13 protein-coding genes and 3 pseudogenes are annotated in these 16,877 nt (G+C 68.4%); 6 read left to right on the top strand and 10 right to left on the bottom strand.

The window, feature by feature from the left end:
• Positions 1 to 218: 218 nt before the first annotated feature.
• The 3 genes from ACFYW7_RS35180 to ACFYW7_RS35170 are packed head-to-tail and all read right to left on the bottom strand — an operon-like array spanning position 219 to position 3,740.
• Positions 219 to 1,778, bottom strand: a complete 1,560-nt coding sequence (locus ACFYW7_RS35180) for an FAD-dependent oxidoreductase (RefSeq protein ID WP_389510045.1) — start codon at positions 1,776 to 1,778, stop codon at positions 219 to 221.
• A complete protein-coding gene (locus tag ACFYW7_RS35175) occupies positions 1,775 to 2,509 on the bottom strand; it encodes a class I SAM-dependent methyltransferase (RefSeq protein ID WP_389510043.1) in 735 nt (244 codons plus the stop codon). The genes ACFYW7_RS35180 and ACFYW7_RS35175 overlap by 4 nt, the downstream gene beginning before the upstream one ends.
• Before the next feature lie 40 nt (positions 2,510 to 2,549).
• Entirely contained in the window at positions 2,550 to 3,740 is a 1,191-nt protein-coding gene (locus tag ACFYW7_RS35170) for a lycopene cyclase family protein (RefSeq protein ID WP_389510041.1), read from the bottom strand.
• Between the two features lie 270 nt (positions 3,741 to 4,010).
• Here ACFYW7_RS35170 and ACFYW7_RS35165 point away from each other — a divergent pair, with 270 nt between their 5' ends.
• Genes ACFYW7_RS35165 through ACFYW7_RS35150 form a run of 4 tightly spaced genes read left to right on the top strand, consistent with a single transcriptional unit; the run spans position 4,011 to position 8,929 of the window.
• Positions 4,011 to 5,363 (top strand): polyprenyl synthetase family protein, encoded by a 1,353-nt coding sequence (locus tag ACFYW7_RS35165; RefSeq protein ID WP_389510039.1) that lies wholly within the window; start codon positions 4,011 to 4,013, stop codon positions 5,361 to 5,363.
• Entirely contained in the window at positions 5,360 to 6,910 is a 1,551-nt protein-coding gene (locus ACFYW7_RS35160; RefSeq protein WP_389510037.1) for a phytoene desaturase, read from the top strand. Before ACFYW7_RS35165 ends, ACFYW7_RS35160 begins: the two co-directional genes overlap by 4 nt.
• Positions 6,897 to 7,922: a phytoene/squalene synthase family protein gene (locus tag ACFYW7_RS35155; RefSeq protein ID WP_389510035.1), complete on the top strand. Its 1,026-nt coding sequence runs from the start codon at positions 6,897 to 6,899 to the stop codon at positions 7,920 to 7,922. The genes ACFYW7_RS35160 and ACFYW7_RS35155 overlap by 14 nt, the downstream gene beginning before the upstream one ends.
• The gene (locus tag ACFYW7_RS35150) at positions 7,919 to 8,929 is read left to right on the top strand and encodes a DUF5914 domain-containing protein (protein ID WP_389510033.1); all 1,011 of its coding nucleotides are present in this window, start codon (positions 7,919 to 7,921) and stop codon (positions 8,927 to 8,929) included. The genes ACFYW7_RS35155 and ACFYW7_RS35150 overlap by 4 nt, the downstream gene beginning before the upstream one ends.
• Before the next feature lie 155 nt (positions 8,930 to 9,084).
• Here the strand turns inward: ACFYW7_RS35150 and ACFYW7_RS35145 are convergent, their stop codons facing one another.
• From ACFYW7_RS35145 to ACFYW7_RS35135, 3 genes are all read right to left on the bottom strand, one after another.
• Positions 9,085 to 10,959 carry an alkyl/aryl-sulfatase gene (locus ACFYW7_RS35145; RefSeq protein WP_389510031.1) on the bottom strand — a complete coding sequence of 625 codons (1,875 nt, stop codon included), beginning with the start codon at positions 10,957 to 10,959 and terminating at the stop codon, positions 9,085 to 9,087.
• A 271-nt stretch (positions 10,960 to 11,230) separates the two neighbouring features.
• Positions 11,231 to 11,896: a fasciclin domain-containing protein gene (locus ACFYW7_RS35140; RefSeq protein WP_389510029.1), complete on the bottom strand. Its 666-nt coding sequence runs from the start codon at positions 11,894 to 11,896 to the stop codon at positions 11,231 to 11,233.
• Positions 11,897 to 11,993: 97 nt separating this feature from the next.
• On the bottom strand, positions 11,994 to 13,622 hold the full coding sequence (locus tag ACFYW7_RS35135; RefSeq protein ID WP_389510027.1) for a sulfite oxidase: 1,629 nt from the start codon (positions 13,620 to 13,622) through the stop codon (positions 11,994 to 11,996).
• A gap of 218 nt (positions 13,623 to 13,840) precedes the next feature.
• On the opposite strand from ACFYW7_RS35135, the gene ACFYW7_RS35130 reads away from it, so the two are divergent.
• Positions 13,841 to 14,422, top strand: a complete 582-nt coding sequence (locus tag ACFYW7_RS35130) for a transposase (protein WP_389510025.1) — start codon at positions 13,841 to 13,843, stop codon at positions 14,420 to 14,422.
• 30 nt (positions 14,423 to 14,452) lie between these two features.
• Here the strand turns inward: ACFYW7_RS35130 and ACFYW7_RS35125 are convergent.
• From ACFYW7_RS35125 to ACFYW7_RS35110, 4 genes and pseudogenes are all read right to left on the bottom strand, one after another.
• Positions 14,453 to 14,632 (bottom strand): annotated as a pseudogene (locus ACFYW7_RS35125) (IS256 family transposase); the annotation flags it as partial.
• A gap of 228 nt (positions 14,633 to 14,860) precedes the next feature.
• Positions 14,861 to 15,550 (bottom strand): DUF4397 domain-containing protein, encoded by a 690-nt coding sequence (locus ACFYW7_RS35120; protein WP_389510023.1) that lies wholly within the window; start codon positions 15,548 to 15,550, stop codon positions 14,861 to 14,863.
• Positions 15,551 to 15,823: 273 nt separating this feature from the next.
• Positions 15,824 to 16,021: pseudogene (locus ACFYW7_RS35115) on the bottom strand (IS6 family transposase); the annotation flags it as partial.
• A gap of 225 nt (positions 16,022 to 16,246) precedes the next feature.
• Positions 16,247 to 16,621, bottom strand: a pseudogene (locus tag ACFYW7_RS35110) (transposase family protein); the annotation flags it as partial.
• A 38-nt stretch (positions 16,622 to 16,659) separates the two neighbouring features.
• Between ACFYW7_RS35110 and ACFYW7_RS35105 the strand changes: the two are divergent.
• On the top strand, positions 16,660 to 16,877 hold a 218-nt coding region (locus ACFYW7_RS35105; protein ID WP_389510020.1), incomplete at its 3' end, for a transposase.

The raw sequence follows: 16,877 nt of genomic DNA, 5'->3' as shown, positions 1-16,877 counted from the left end.
TTGTGCAGGGTGGCCGTACCGAGCCGACAGAGATCGCTGGGGGTGTGGCCCGGCGCCAGTATTTGAAGTTGGGCACGCAGTGTCCTGGCAGGCGGGCGGTGTTCGACATCGCTGAGGATGTCCGAAGGCGTCCGGCCCTCACGGCACAGGACGTCTTGGGCGAGTGCTGCTCGCAGACCGGAAGCAGGTTCGGTCCACGAAAGCCGTTCGGCTACCCGTTAGAAAAACGTGCCCATCATCGTCATAGCCCTGAAGGCGACATTGCGGCCTCGCCGGGGCACCGTCCACAGAACCTGCCCTTGGACGTTCCACTGTTCCAGCAATGCGTTGGCGGCCATGAAGCCACTCGTGGCTGCGCGTTCCATGAGGGCGACGGGCAGCTCTGTGCGAACGAGGTCTCCGGCGATCACCAGGCCGGGGTGGCTGGTTCGGACGGTGGGACGGTCGGCGTACCCACCGACCGGGAACATCGGGCAGTCGGTCCGCCACTCGTGGCGTTCGTCCACGACGAGGGCGGCCCGGGTCTCGGGGTAGACCGTGTGAAGCTGGGTGAGCAACCGCTCTTGCTCCACGTCGCGGGCGCAGGTGTGCGGTAGGGCGTAGGCGTGCAGTTCGACGACGGAGCCGCCGGTGCGAGTGGCCCAGCGGGAGGCTTCGCCTTCCCAGCGGTCGAGGACGCTGACGTTGTCCAAGGTTCCGTAACCGCTGGTGCCGAGGAAGCCCGGGCGATCGCGGGCCACGGGCCGGTCAAGCCAGAGCCGCGAGACGAGGAAGGGCGGTGCCGTCCGCAGCCGGGCAACGCTCTGGCGCCATGCCGTACTGCCGAGTTCCGGCGAACTGCTGGCGATGGATTGCAGGCCGGCAGTGTCCAGGGCCAGCACGACGGAGTCGTACCACCGCTCTTCGCCACAGTCGACGATGAAGCCTTGGTCGTGTGTGGGGGTGATGGTCGCGACCGGGGTGGACAGCCTGACGTCGACGTTGTGGCCCCGCAGGTAGTCGCCGAGCGGTCTCCAGAGAGCGTCGGGGAAGGGTTCGTCGGGTACGTCGAAGAGAAGTCCCTCGGCGGAGCCGAGGAAGTAGATGTGGAACATCAGCACCATCTCCGCCGCTGACAGTTGCCGAGGATCAGCGAAGAAGCTGCGGGAGAAGACCTCGAAGGCGAGATGGTGGGCGGCTTCGGGGAAGCGGATCGATCGCAGGAAGTCGTACGCGCTGACGCCGTCAAGTTGCTCATAGACCTCCGGGACGCGGACGTCGAGGAGGGGCAGGGCGGCGAGGGGGTTCATGCGGTACAGGTCGCGGATGGCGAATGTCGGGCTCTGGGCGACAAATCCGATGGCGCTCCACGGTGGTGTGCGAGGGACCTTGCGGAAGCTGTCGTGCAGCCCCCCGCTGTGTTGCAGGGGGTAGTCGGCAAGGCCGGTCAGCCGCTGCAGCCCAGGGTCGGTCCTGCGCAGGAGACCGCGGAGGTTGTAGTACTGCCGGAAGAAGGCATGGAAGCCTCTGCTCATGGTGGCCGTGGTGCCGTCGCGCAGGGTGACCGGCCAGCCGGCTACGCGCCCGCCGAGTGAGGCCTCGCGTTCGTAGAGGGTGACGCGCACGCCTCGTTCGGCGAGGGCGGTCGCTGCCGCCATTCCGGCGATTCCTCCGCCCACGACGGCGGTGGTGGGCGGCTGCGCGCTGTCGACGCGTGGGGTGCCGGGCCGGGGCAGCAGCGTGGAGGCCCGGCGGTCTCTGCCGCGTCGGGCGACGTCTCGTGGCCGCGGCGCCCTCATCGGCCGCCGGCCTCGTCGTCGCCGGTGGCGCGCCGGGCGATGACCGTGTGGGTGATGCCGGTCTGCCATCCCGGCAAGGGCAGCACCCGAACGGAGTCGAAGCCGGCCGACTGGACCCGACGAGCGAATTCCTCGGCCGTGTCGAATTCGACGACGCTGCGCCATAGGTGGCGATACAACTGCCCATCGCCCAGGGCGGTAGCGACGGGCAGGACGATGCCGGCGCACACGGCCGTCCACACCGCTCGGTGGCCGGCCCGGCCGCTGAGGGTGTACTCGTGCACCGCGAGCCGGCCGTGGGCGGCCAGCAGGCCATGCACCGATGCGAGCACCCTGTCGGGATCGGCAACATTGCGGAACAGGTATCCGGCGAACACCGCGTCGTAGGCTTTCCCGACGTTTGCCTCTGTCAGCTGCTCCGCCGGGGCGTGGACGAACGTGACGTGGCCGGGCCAGGGCTTCACAGCTGCGCGTTCCAACATGCCGGCCGAGGCATCGACAGCCGTGATCGAGGCGTGCGGAAGCACCGCTGCCAGTGCGGCGGTCGAGGCACCGGTGCCGCACCCCAGGTCCAGTACCCGCAGGCCGCGGCCGCCGTCCGCCAAGCCCAGGCGGCGCGCGGAACGGCGCAGATGTGCGTGGTAGCCGGGGTTGACGGCCACCAGCGTGTCGTAGCTGCGGGCGGCATGGTCGAACGCGGCGGCCAGGTCCGCGTCGCGGAGCAGGGTCATGCGGTCTCCTTGAGCAGGTACACAGGGGTCCGCCGCCGGATCACGGGCGGGGGAAGGGCCGGCGGGGTAGGTAAAGCAGTTCTGCGGCGGATCGCAGCATGGGCAGCACGGGGGTGCACATTCCCACGGCGAGGTCTTCGTGGAGACAGGTACGGCCGTCGAGGAAGCGCAGCAGCCGTTCCATGGGGACGTGGGTGAACAGGCGGGTGAAGAAGTCGGCGCCGACCCGGCCGCTGTCCAGGGCGCGCAGCATGACGGCGTCCATGGCCCGGGAGCGGGCGGAGTGCGCAGCGGGTGGCAGCGGGTTCCGCCCTGACAGCAGCGCGTTGGCGACTGTTTGGATCTGGCGTTGGATGGCGGCGAAGGTGTATCCCGTCGACGGGCGGGTCGCACCTGCTGCCGCGCCGATCCGGAACACCGATGGTGCGGTCTGCCGGGTGAAGGGTGCGTCCGTCATGGGAATAACGCCCGTCTCCGTCGAGACGACCTTGAGGTCCGGCAGACCGAGAACATCTCGGGTGTAGTGGCTCAGGGCGGCTTCATATGCTTGCTGAGACAGGAGTCGGGGGGAGAATTCGGTGTATTCCACGAGGGCATACGTGGGGCTGGTGGGGAGTACGTAGCCAAAGGAGAGCCCCTGGGCGGGCTGCGGCGTGCGGAAGTCCATCAGTTCGGCCGTGCCGGGGTCGAAGATCGGCTGATCGGATTCGACGAACCGGCCGTGGAAGTGCTGCAGCAAGGTGGTGCGGCCTGCGGGGAGGCTACCCAGCGGGCGGGAGTCGAAGACCCACCGGGCCCGGGCGTTCAATGACCGACCGCCTGCGGTTCGACCGTGGATCAGGGCTCCGCCGGCAATGCCCTCCACTGCTTCGGTGGTCGCTTCGATGCACTGGACGTTGTCGCTCTGCCGGAGGCTGTGAGCGATCAGGTTCTCGAAGTCGTCGGAGCGGATCATCTTGTAACGCAGCGGTGCGATGTGACTCGTGATGATGTGACCGGTGCGGGTGTGAACCCGCAAGTTCTGCCAGGACGCGGTCACGGCGTCGTCGTACCATCCCCGACCGCGCTCCCAAAAGCACCAGGTCCGGCGCGGCGGTCGCAGGGGACCTGGCGGGGCGTCGATGAGGAGCACCGCCAGCCGACGCCTTCCAGGGGGCGGGTCGGACAACAGGTAGGCGAGGGAGAGTCCCGCCGCGCCCGCGCCCACGATGGCGACGTCCGCCCTGAGCACGAGCGTTCCCCTCTCTTGTCGTATCCCGTAGGCGTGGTCGAAATGATTCCCGCTGACGCGGCCCTCCGGATGCAGGACGCGCGGAGAGCTTGACGGGAGACGGCTTTCTGCGTGCCAGCCGTGCTCACTCTCCGCAGGGCAAGGGGCAGGGCTCGCTCGCGGAAGTGCGGCATGCGGCTTCGCATTACCTCGGCTGGCGCATCCGAGACTCCCACCGGCGCGGAAAGGTTAAGGAAAAGGCCAGCTGCGATCACATTGAGAGGATCCGGGATGCGTCCCAGCAAGCCGAACGGCCACTGTGCGGTCGAAGCGCCCCCTGGTTCGGCGCACGCTTCCCAGCAGGGAACTCCAGCCGAGCGGAATTCACAGCAGCTTGATTCCTCGCGCCGCTCGCATGCCCGATCCGACAGCGCCATCTCAGGTGAGCCGACCAGCGCGGGCTTCCAGGAATTGCAGAGGATCGACGCGGATGTGCCCGCAGCCGTCGAACGGCGGCTCGAAATTTTGCTGACCGAGCGCGCTGCCCAGGCAACCGCCCTCGACCCGGTGTTCGCTCACGATCTCGCCGATCGTGTCGCTCGTTTCACCCTGGGCGGTGGCAAGCGCACACGAGCCCAGTTCCTGTGGTGGGCGCTGCGCGCGTGCGGCGGCGGGGTCGGCGATTCGGAGGCCGCGCTGCGTATGGGGTGCGCTCTGGAACTCATTCAGACCTGCGCGCTCGTTCACGACGATGTGATGGACGGCTCCCGGCTCCGCCGCGGGCAGCCCGCCCTGCACGCGGACGTCGAGGCTCAATACGCCGACGCCGTGTCCTCTCCGCACCGAGAGCGTTTCGGCGAGTCGGCGGCCATCCTCGCCGGGGACCTGGCGCTGGCGTGGGCGGACGACGTGCTTGTCGACACCGAACTCTGCCCGACCCGCGCACGACGGGTGCGCGGCCTGTGGAGCGCCATGCGCACGGAGATGGTGGCCGGCCAGTACCTGGACCTTCAAGGCCAGACCACCTCCTCACGCTCGTTGGCTCACGCGATCCGCGCCGCCTGCCTCAAAAGTGCTCTCTACTCGGTCGAGCGGCCCCTGGCCCTCGGCGCCGCCCTTTCAGATGCAGACGACGCCACCACCGCGGCCCTGTGTTCAGCCGGCCGGTGCGTCGGCATCGCCTTCCAGCTGCGGGACGATCTCCAGGACGTCTTCGGCACGGCAGAGCAGAGCGGCAAACCGTCGGGCAGTGATGTCCGCTCGGGCAAGCCCACCTATCTCATCGCCGTTGCGCAGGCCCGGGCTGAGGCCCGCGACGACCACAGCGCCCTGGACGTGCTGCGCAACTCACTCGGCCGTCCCGAACTCTCAGAAGACGGTCTCGCCCGGGTACGAGAGGTACTCGTCTCCACCGGCGCGCAGGCGACAACAGAAGCAAAGATCAGCAGACTGACCGCGCAGGGCATGCGCCATCTCGAAGCAGCGGCGCTCGAGCCCGACGGCCGCAGGCATCTGCGGCAACTCCTGCAGTCCACCGCCGGGATTCCCACGGCCCAAAATGCACCTGCGGGCGGCCCAACCGCCTCCTGCCCTCGCACCGGATCCCTGCTTCTCACCGTGGGCGCAGAGGGGGCCAGCCGATGACCAGGACCATCCCCGGACGCACGGACCACGTCGTCGTTGTGGGTGCCGGCCTGTCAGGGCTCTCGGCCGCACTGCATCTACTGGGTGCCGGTCGCCGAGTCACCGTTGTGGAGCGTGATCAGCTGCCCGGCGGCCGTGCCGGACGCCTTCAGCGCGACGGCTACCACATCGACACCGGCCCCACCGTGCTGACCATGCCGGAGCTTGCCGACGAGGCTTTCGCCGCAGTCGGCGACTCCTTGCGCGAGCGCGTTGAACTCATCCCTCTTCATCCGGCCTACCGGGCCCGCTTCGCCGACGGCACCAGCATCGACGTCCACACCGACGGCGAAGCCATGGAAGCGGAGGTCGAACGGTTCGCCGGTCCCAGGGAGGCAGCAGGCTACCGGCGCCTGCGCGACTGGCTCACTCGCCTCTACCGAGCCCAGATGCGCCACTTCATCGACGCCAACTTCGACTCGCCCTTCCAACTCCTGACACCTGACCTGGCCCGGCTGGCCGCCCTGGGCGGATTCGGCAGGCTGGACACGCGCATCGGACGCTACCTGCACGATGAGCGGCTGCGCCGCGTCTTCTCCTTCCAGGCCCTGTACGCGGGCATCCCGCCCGCCCGAGCGCTGGCCGCCTACGCCGTCATCGCCTACATGGACACGATCGCCGGCGTCTACTTCCCCCGCGGCGGCATGCACGCTCTGCCGCAGGCCATGGCCGACGCAGCCGCCCAAGCGGGCGCGGACTTTCACTTCGGGCAGGACGTCACACATCTGGAACGCTCCGGCCATCGCATCACCGCGGTCGTCACCGGCCAGAACCGCATCCCGTGCGACGCGGTCGTCCTCACTCCCGATCTGCCCGTCACCTACGGCCTCTTGGGCCACACACCCCGCCGGCCGGTACGGATCCGGAACTCGCCGTCCGCCGTCATCCTGCACGCGGGCACCACTCAGACCTGGCCCGGTCTCGGCCACCACACACTGTCCTTCGGAGCCTCCTGGAGCCGCACCTTCGATGAACTGACCCGCACCGGACAGTTGATGAGCGATCCCTCCCTGCTCATCACCCGCCCAACGGCCACGGACCCGCGCCTCGCACCACCCGGCAAGCACCTGCACTACATCCTCGCCCCCTGTCCGAACACGGACATCGGGCCCGAGGCCGATGAGTGGGGCGGGCTCGCCCCGCGCTACCGCGACAGCCTCCTGAAAGAGCTCGAGCAGCGCGGTCTCGAGGGCATCAGCTCCAGCATCACCGAGCAGTGCCTCGTCACGCCCGCCGACTGGCAGGCCCAGGGCCACGCTGCGGGAACCCCGTTCTCCGCGGCGCACACCTTCGCTCAAACCGGCCCCTTCCGCCCCCGCAACCTGGTTCGCGGCACCGAGAACGCCGTCCTCGCCGGCTGCGGCACCACACCGGGTGTAGGAGTACCCACGGTGCTGATCTCCGGGAAGCTCGCCGCCGCCCGGATCACCGGTGGCCACGTCCGCGGGCTGGTCCGTCCGCGCCAGGCCACATCCTCCACCGAAGGACGGCTCGATGAGCGACCGTGAACTCGATGCGGCGGGCATCCGCCACCCTGCACTGCGCAGCGCCTACGCACGCTGCCGGCAGCTCAACGCTCGGCACGGCAAGACCTACTTCCTCGCAACCCGGCTCCTGCCCCTCGAGCGGCGTCCCGCCGTTCACGCCCTGTACGGCTTTGCCCGCTGGGCCGACGACATCGTCGACGTACGTGACACCACGGATACTGCGGAACAGCGTTCGGCGCGCCTAGCCCGCCTGCAAGCAGGCCTGGAACAGGGCCTGCAGGACGCGACCAGCTCCGAACCGGTCGTCATGGCGCTCGCCGACACGGCCCGCCGGTATGACATCGACCCCCGTCACTTCAGTGACTTCATGGACTCCATGCGCAGCGACCTTGACGTCACCGACTACCCGACCTACGAAGATCTGCGCCTGTACATGCACGGCTCGGCTGCGGTCATCGGACTGCAGATGCTGCCAGTCCTCGGCACCGTGGTGCCGCACCAGGAAGCGGAGCCGTATGCCGCCGCACTCGGCGTCGCCTTCCAGCTGACCAACTTTTTGCGGGACGTGGGTGAGGACCTCGACCGCGGCCGCGTCTACCTTCCTGCGAACCTCATGGCAGCCCACGCAGTCGATCGGGACCTGCTGCAATGGAGCAGGGCCACCGGCCGCCGTGACCCGCGCATCACTGCGGCGCTCAAGGCTTTCGAAGACCTCACTCGCGGGGTGTACCGTCAGGCGGCGCCTGGCATCGCGATGCTCGACCCCGTCAGCCGCCCGTGCATCCGGACAGCCTTCGTGCTCTATGGGGGAATCCTGGACGCCGTGGCCGAGGACGGCTACGCGGTCGTTCACCGACGGACTGCGGTAAGCCGACGACGCCGCGCCGCCGTCGCCGTCGACGGTCTGGTGCGCGTCGCCGCAGCGCGGGCACGAACGCGCCATACTGCTCGGCCGACGCCGTCTGAGAATGAGGCGCACTCGCACGGCGGTGCTACGCACCCGTCTCAGCCCGCAGCTGCGGAGGTCGCATGAACCCCGGCCCCCCTGCCCCGCGCAGACGCTTCCCGCTGTCACTGCGCCGCACCCCCGTAGCGTGGGAGCACCAGCATCCGACCTGGCGTGAAGCCCGCCCTGCTGTCATCGCGCATGCGCTCAAACGGGCGCAGAACAGGCCCTCTGGCAACTGGTACGTCATCGGCGCCGCCCGAGACATTCCCGCGGACCGTCCCCTCGCCCGGACCGTCGTCGGGCAGGAGATCGTCGTGTGGCGAAACGGCGACGGGCGGCTTGCCGCCGGACCTGGCATCTGCCCGCACCTTGGTGCACCTCTGCGGGACAGCCCGGTGCGCTGCGGCACACTCATCTGTCACTGGCACGGACTCGCTCTCGACGGAAAGCCGTTCGCCGGCTGGGAACCCCTGCCCGTCCACCATGACGGCCTTTTGGTCTGGGTACGCCTGGACACCGTGGGCGGCGAACCACCACTGGACACACCCGTGCTGCCCGTCCGGCCCTCACTGGCAAACGCCGTGTCAGCCGTCTACTCGGCTCTCGGAACCTGCGAGCCGGAGGACATCATCGCCAACCGGCTGGATCCATGGCACGGCGCCTGGTTCCATCCCTACTCATTCGTCGACCTCACCGTCGTCGACACCCCCGGCAAGCACGCGACCGAGGACAGTTTCACCGTCGACGTCTCCTTCAAGCTCACCGGGAGACTCGTCGTCCCCGTGCGTGCCGTCTTCACCGCCCCCGACTCCCGCACGGTCGTCATGCACATCACCGAGGGCGAAGGACAAGGTTCGGTCGTCGAGACGCACGCGACCCCGCTCGGACCCGACGAGCACGGCAGGCCACGGACAGCCGTCATCGAGGCAATCGTGGCCACCTCCGGCCGACGCGGCTTCGCCGCAGCGCGCAGCGCAGCTCCACTGATGCGCCCCCTCATGCGGGCAGCGGCCGGCCGGCTATGGCGTGACGACCTCGCCTACGCCGAACGGCGCTGGCAGTTGCGCTCCACGGGCCGCTTCCCCGCATGAAGTGATCCAGGTGACGTCCGCGTCAGGCCGTGGGACCGCCCGCATCCTCCTCGCCCACCGCGGCCCCGCTGATCGTGGCCCGGTTCACCAAGAGCCAGTGCCGCCCCTGCCCGGCCCGCACCCGGTGCACCAGCACCGCCGGCGGCTCTGGTCCGTCAGGGCGTGACGATGGGGAAGGCGGGGTCGGGTTCGTCGAGGACGGACATGAGGGTGGCCAGGACGCCGGCGTCACCGGTGTGGTCGATGCCGTCGAGGCCGCGGCCGGAGAGCATGCCCATGAGCTGCGGTTTGGTCAGGGTGAGCGTGAGGTCTGCGTCGTCGGCGGAAGCGTCCGTGACCAAGTGGTGGACGAAGACGCCGTTGTGCAGGCTCGTCCGGTACGTCTGGGCGAGGTCGGAGAACCGCCACAGCACGGCCAGGGAGTGCTCCCATGCCCGGGGACCGTTGACGCGGATGGCGAGGGAGTCGAAGACCTGCTCGACGGAGAGCGCGGTGGCCATGCTGCCGGTGGCGATCGGGACGGGCCTGACGCCGGTGCGCAGCTCCTGGGCGGCCATGAGGTAGTTGTTGCGCCAAGTGCCGCATTCGGCTCCGTGGCCGAGGCGTTCGAAGGTCTCGGCGAGCATTTCCTTGGCCCGGCTGTCGCCGGGGGCGGCGAAAGTGGCGTGCTTGAGGAGCTGGGCGGCGAAGCGCAGGTCGCCGGCATCCATGTAGGAGCGGGCCTTGGCCAGGACGGAGTCGATGCCGCCCATGCAGTCGACGTAGCGCTGGGCGGAGGCGGTGGGCGGGTGCTCCCACAGGGATGCGGGGTGGCCGTCGTACCAGCCCATATAGCGCTGGTAGATCGCCTTGACGTTGTGGCTGACCGAGCCGTAGTAGCCGCGGGCGTGCCAGGCGCTCGCCAGGCGGGACGGCAGCTCGATCATCTCGGCGATCTCGGTGCCGGTGTGGCCCTGGTTGAGCAGGCGCAGTGTCTGGTCGTGGAGGTAGCCGTACAGGTCACGCTGCTCGGACAGGAAGGTGGTGAGGCGTTCGGTGCCCCAGGTCGGCCAGTGGTGGGAGGCGAAGACGACGTCGGAGTCGGCGGCGAACAGGCCGATGGCCTCGGTGAGGTAGCGGGACCAGATCCGGGCGTCGCGGACCACGGCGCCGCGCAGGGTCAGGATGTTGTGCAGATTGTGGGTGGCGTTCTCGGCCATGCACAGGGCGCGGAGTTCGGGCAGGTGGAAGTTCAGCTCGGAGGGTGCTTCGGTGCCCGGGGTGAGCTGGAAGCGGAACAGGACGCCGTCGAGGCGCTCCTCCTGGCCGGTGCGGGTGATGTCCAGGGTGGGCGGCAGGAGGCTGGGCAGACCGTGGGAGGCGGCGAAGCCGAGGCCGACGCCGATCAGGCCGCGCGGGCCGGGCTCGAGTTCGCCGCCGGTGTGGTAGACGCCACGACGCAGCATCGCGGTACCGGCGTAGACGTTCTCGGCGACGGAGTGCTCCATGAAGCCCTCGGGGGCGACGATCGGCACGTCGTCGTCCGGGCCGATCACGCCGAGCGTGCCGCCGAAGTGGTCGATGTGGGAGTGGGTGAACAGCACCGCGGACACCGGCCGCTCACCCCGGTGGGCCCGGTAGAGAGCGATGCCTTCGGCGGCGCACTCCCTCGAGACGAGCGGGTCGACGACCACGACACCTCGCTCGCCCTCGATCAGGGTCATGTTCGACAGGTCGAAGCCCCGGATCTGGTAGACGCCCTGGGTGACCTCGTACAGGCCGGCACGAGCACAGAGCTGCGACTGGCGCCACAGGCTCGGATCGGCCGTGTCCGGGCAGTCTTCCCGCAGGAACGCGGTCGCCTCGAAGTCCCAGACCACCAGCCCGTCCTCAGCCGTGATCTTCGTGTTGGAGGGTCCGGCCACCAGGCCTCGGTCGGCGTCCTCGAAGTCGATGCGATCTGCGAAGTCGGGGGCGATATCGGCACTGCTCACGATGGGACCTCCAGATCGGGGGCGCGCCGAAGGCCGGTGCGAGCCTGGTCCCGCCATCCTCGGCCGTCGCGGGGACGACTGCCCGGCGCAAGGGGACCGAGCGGGTGATGACAGGGACCTGTGGCCTGAGCGGGGGCGTAACAGGCCGAGCCTGGGCGGGCGCTCGCCCCGAAGCCGATCCAGTCTTCCGAGTCAGGAATCTGATGAGGGGCACCCGCCAGGCCCTGCCGATCGGGCGGCCGGCGGATGCCCGGGTAGAGCAGGCCGCCGCCCGAGTCGCTCCCATCAGGGCGACCGGGCAGGCGTGCGTGCTCGGCTCGCGGTGGTGTCAGCTCTTGGGCATCAGGACGGTGTCGATGATGTAGACGTTGGCATTGGCGGTCTTCACGTTGCCGCAGACGACCTTGGCGGAGTCGTTGACCGTGTAGGACTCGCCGGAGCCGGAGGTCGTGAGCTTCGACTTCTCCAGAGTGGTGAAGGAGCCGTTCTCCAGGTCCTTCGGAGTGAGCTTCTGGCCGACGACGTGGTAGGTGAGGATCTTCGTCAGCTGGGCCTTGTCGTTGAGGACCTTGTCCAGGGTGGCCTTCGGGATCTTGGCGAAGGCGTCGTTGGTCGGCGCGAACACGGTGATGTTCTGGGCGTTGTTGAGGGTGTCGACCAGGCCGGCCTTCTTCACCGCCGTCACGAGGGTGGAGAGCGCCGGGTTGTTGGAGGCGGCGGTGGCGACCGGGTCCTTGGCCATGCCGTCGAAGGAGCCCGCGCCGCTCTTGGGAACGGAGGAGCAGGCCGGGCCGAACGGTTGGTCCATGCTGCTCGGGTTGCTGCTCGAGCCGCCGCCCATGCCGTCGCCGCTCTCGCTGGCTGTAGCCGACGCCTTGATCGAGGAGTCGGAGGCGGCCGAGTCACTGCTGCCACTGGAGCAGGCGGACAGGGCCAGAGGCAGCACAGCGGCGGCGGCGAAGAGTCCGGAGGTACGGCGGATACGGGTGTTCATCATGATCTCCTGTTGGAAGGTGCAGCGTGATGCGGCTGCATCGGGGGTGTTGCAGAGAGGTGGCTCAGGGAAGGGGACGGGCCCCTTGGGGTGGTGGTCAGTCGACGGTCACGACGACGGAGTGCCATCCACTGGCACCGCGGGGGATGGTGTGGGTACGTTTGTCGGTCTGCACCGCGCCGGTGCGGTCGGTGGCGCGGACGGTGAGGGTGTGGCCGCCCTTGGCGGCCTGCCAGGGGAGCGACCACTGACGCCAGGTGTCGCGCGTGTCCTCGGCAGCCAGGTCCGCTTCTTGCCAGGAACCGTCGTCGATGCGGACCTCGACCTTGTCGATGCCCCGGTGCTGGGCCCAGGCGACGCCGGCGATCATCACCGTGCCGGCTCCGGGGCGGGCGAAGGGTTCGGGGGTGTCGATGCGCGACCCGGTCTTGACCGGAGCACTGCGAGCCCAGCCGCGCTTGACCCAGTACGGGTCGTAGGAGTCGAACGTGGTCAGTTCGATGTCCTTGATCCATTTGCAGGCGGAGACGAATCCGTACAGGCCGGGGACGACCATCCGGACCGGGAAACCGTGAGCGAAGGGCAGCGGCTCACCGTTCATGCCGAGGGCGAGCATCGCGTCGCGGCCGTCCATGAGGTCCTCGACCGGGCTGCCGATCGTCATGCCGTCCACAGACCGGGACACCAGCTGATCCGCCGCACCTCCCTGGGAAGGAGGTCTGACCCCGCATTCGGCGAGCAGGTCGGCCAGCCGTACGCCGACCCAGCGGGCGTTGCCCACATACGGGCCACCGACCTCGTTGGAGACACAGGTCAGGGTGATGTCCCGTTCGATCAGTTCCCTGCGCAGCAGGTCGTCGAAGGAGTAGACGCCCGGACGGCGTACGCCCTTGCCGTGGATCCGCAGCCGCCAAGTAGTGGCGTCCACCCTGGGCACCACCAACGCCGTGTCCACCCGGTAGAAGTCCGAGCCGGGGGTGACGAAGGGGCTGATTCCAGCGATGCGGAGCCCGGCCCTCTTGGGGACCGGTTGCGCCGGTGACCCGGGGGGTGGCAGCACGACCTTTTCACGGGAGGCGATCGCGTCCTGGCCGCGCGAAGCATTCAGGGACCGGCCGACCGCACCCACCACGGCAGAGGCAGCTGCCGCGGATGCGGCCGCGAGGACGAATCCGCGCCGGTCCCAGCCCGCGGGCGCAGACAGCCCATCGCCCGCTTCCTCGGTCGCAGAGCCGGATTGCGCTGCCGGCCACCTCACCGCAGTCAGGCGGCCCACCAGCACGTACAAAAGCAGGGCTCCGGCAACGGCTCCCACGACGGATGGGAGGGCGTCGGTAATACCCGTGGAGTCGGGGCGACTCACGGCGGCCACCGCGCCTACGGCTCCGAAGAGAAGGACCCCGGCGGCTCCGCCCCGCCGGAACCGTACCGCCAGCGCACCCAGCACCAGAGCCAGCACAGCCAGCACGACGAGGATGCCGAACTGCAGCACGAACTTGTCATTGGTGCCGAAGTGACGGATCGCCCAGTCCTTGACCCCAGCGGGCGTTGCGTCGACGGACGCCCCACCCACCGCGATGACCGGACTGGACTGCGGACGCACCGCTGCCGTGACCGGTTCGGCCACCGCCAGCGACGCGAGGCCGGCCAGCACCCCGCTCAGCGCACCCAGCGCCAGACGCGGCCACCCCGGCCGTACTTGCTGATCCTTCTCTTCATCCCTCACGCGGGGAATCCGGTTCTACCCACCGGATAGATTGGTCTTGAACCCGATCAGGTGAAAAAAGATCGCAGACCAACCCACTTTGTATTCGGCTACGAATTACCTAGTTAAGCGTCGGCAGACTTCGCTGAACCCGCTCCGCCCGGCGCGTGCGTTGTTCTGCTCGGAGGCGCGCGTGTGGGGCTCTAACTTGACTCTGTCGGGGATCTTGGAGTTCCTCGGTGCGGCAGCGTGATCAACGGGCATGCTCGGGGCTGTTTCACGAGCCGATGCAGCTGTCGAGGTGGCCGTTGTCGCTCCGTCCTCGTTCCGGTGAGCAGGTCCCTTCTCTGACCGCGCAGATCGCGCGGGCGGGTAACCCGGGCAGTACGACGGCGATGTGGGTGAGAGACCGCCTCGACGGGCTGTGGTGCGATGAGGACTTCGCCGAGCAGCAGACCCCCGAGTGGAAAGCCCGCTACGCGGTCCGATCCGGAGTCGATGGCACCATCAACGAGTTCGCCCACGGACACGGCATGCGCCACTGCCGCTACCAGGGACAGTTGAAAGCCCACCTGCAACACGTACTCACGGCCATCGCCGTGAACATCGAGCGCCTCAGCGGACTGACACCGGCCGGGGAGCCGCCCTCGCCGCGACCACCGACTGCTTTCCAGATCTTCCTGGACCAGAACGAGATCCCCCGGTCAAAGTCCTGGCGAATCCCTCGGCACCTGAGCCCGACCATCCAAGATGCCCAACAGAGTCAAGCTAGTGCCCTGCGCCGGAAGTTCGATGAATATGTGCAGTCTTGGGGCCCGTAAAGTTAACGGTGGTTTTGGAGTTGTTGGGGTTCAGCGGCGGGCGGTTGAGAGCCGGCCGTCGAAGGTGATCTCGAAGGCGTTCAGGGCCGCCTTCCAACGCTGGGTCCAGCGTTTACGTCCCTGGCCGGTGGGGTCCAGGCTCATGATGGCCATATAGACGCACTTGATGGCGGCCTGCTCGTTCGGGAAGTGGCCGCCAAACCGGACGGCTGCACTTCCGCCACGGCCTCCGCCGACACGGTCACATCTGTCATCAGGCGTCACTTCCTATTCGAAGATCCACCGTTGACCGTACAGACCTGGCACCCGCGACCGATCGCAACGCCAGACGTAATTGCCGTGCAACGTCGAGGCCGGAACCGTGGGCTCTTGCCAAGGGTGGCCGGTGGGGAAGGCGGCGGGGTTCGGATCTGTCCTGTGACCGGGGCCCTGGTGTTTCTACTGGGCGTCGAGTACCTGTGGCGTCAGCTTCAGGTTGTCGTCCTGGGCGCTGCCCCAGGCGTACAGGATGGTGCTGGTGCCGCTGGTGAGGTCCAGGTCGGCCGGTCCGATGACCACCGTGTCGGTGTTGGCGAGAACGACATCAGCGTTGACGGTGCCCGCGTCGACAGCGGCGCCTTCCTGGTTGGGGTTGGTGAGGTCGACGAAGATCGGCTGGCCGCCCGCGCGGACGTCGACGGCCGGGGCGGCGGCAACGTGGCGGACGGTCAGGCGGGTCTTGCCGTCGGCCACCGGTGCCACGTCGTCGTTGTACGCCGTCAGTTGGGGATCGCCGCCGGTCGACAGGTGTGCAGCGACGGTTGCTTCGGCGCCTGCGGCCACCTTGATCTGCTTCTTGACCACCGGTGTGCCGTCCCCGGGGCCCTGGTCGGCCGGGTAGACCTGGATGTCGTAGGTGCCGGCGTCCAGCGGCTGCGGCTTGGTGACCGTGCCGGGCTTGAAGTCGTCCAGCAGTCGCTGACCGTCGGCGTACACGTCCACGGTCGCACCGGGGATGCCGTGGAAGACGGACACCATGGCCTGGGCGGTGGTATCGGCGGGTGCCGCCGTGACGGGCGCGGTGACGCCGAGGGCGAGGGCCAGGGCACCGGCAGAGGCGGCGAGGGCGTAGGAGGTGGGGGAAGTCATGAAAATCACCCCTCAGGAGGGACTTCCGTACGGTGTGAGGTCTCGACAGGATTTCGGAGGCGGGCACGCTTTCGGATGCAGCGATTGGTCCGGATAGATCCCGCGCCGTGCGCCGGTGCTCAGGGGCTGCCCCGATCGGCCGTGAGCGGGGCTCATTGCTGTCGGTGACCGGGTCCCGACGGGAGCCGGTCGGACGGGAGGGACACGAGCGGCGATGTCAGCCGGTGGTTGTCCGTGGGGCGGGGAGAGAGGGAAAGGCAGACGGGGGCGTTGTCACGTTGTTGGGTGCGTGACTGTCTGAATCTGGTCCCAGATGGCGAAGCGGATGGCCATCTGGGCTCGGTGGTCGGAGGCTGTCATCAGGTGGCGGCGGGGCCGGAAGTGGGGTGAGATGCCGCTGAACGCGGACAGGAACCGCTGGGCTTTATTGGTACTGCGGAAGCCCTTCATCGCACGTTCACGCTGCCGCGTGGATCGCGTCCCGTGATGTGGTGTAGCCGATCACGGCTGAGGCGTACGCCGGAGGCGTGTGCTGGGTCGGATTCTGCTCCCTGCCCGTAGGGCGGGCCACCGTGCAACTCTCCAAAGCGAACGGCCAGTTCAACTTAGGAGGTACAGGGTGGCCCTATCTCAGCATGACTTACGAGCTGGTGCGTGATAGCGGGCGAGGTGTGTTTCTCCCGGTCGTGGCTGTTGTCAGCCGGTGGTGCGGTCGGAGACGAGGCTGGCGATAGCTCGGTAGGTGGCGGGCAGCGTCTCGCGTCGGTGGGTCCAGCGCGTCAGTTGTTTCCAGCGTTTGTGGTCGGCGAGGGCGTGTTCGACGGTGATGCGTTTCGAGGAGTGTCGGTGGCGGGCTCGCCGACGGGCTTCGAGGACCTCGGGCGGGCTGATCCTGTTGCCCTTTCTCGGCGGTGTCACCGCCTGTCCGGGGTGATCACGACGGAGCCCGAGATAGCCGTCGTCCAGAAGGATCTCGACATCGGGAAAGTGCTGGAAACAGATCCCGATACCTTCGTTGCGTGCGGCGGTCGCGTCATGCATCCGCCCAGGTCGCAGGGTATCGACCCATAAGACCGTGTCCTACGTGGTGAGGCGTCGTTGACCTCGGTATGGGGCGGGGTACGTGGAGTTGGATTGTTCCGGACGGGCTGTGGGAGATCGCGAAGCCGCTGATTCCGCCGTCGAGGGTGCGGCCGCAGGGCGGCGGAACACAGGACACGCCTGATGAGACCCTGTTCGCGGCCATCGTCTACGTCCTGGTCAGCGGCTGCGCCTGGCGCCAACTGCCGCCCTGCTTCGGGATATCGAAGTCGACCGCTCACCGCCG

This window comes from Streptomyces sp. NPDC002580, assembly GCF_042889485.1.
In the GTDB taxonomy this organism is placed as follows: Bacteria; Actinomycetota; Actinomycetes; order Streptomycetales; family Streptomycetaceae; genus Streptomyces.
The sequence above is the reverse complement of the archived record's forward strand: the minus strand, read 5'-3'. Positions and strand labels throughout refer to the sequence as shown.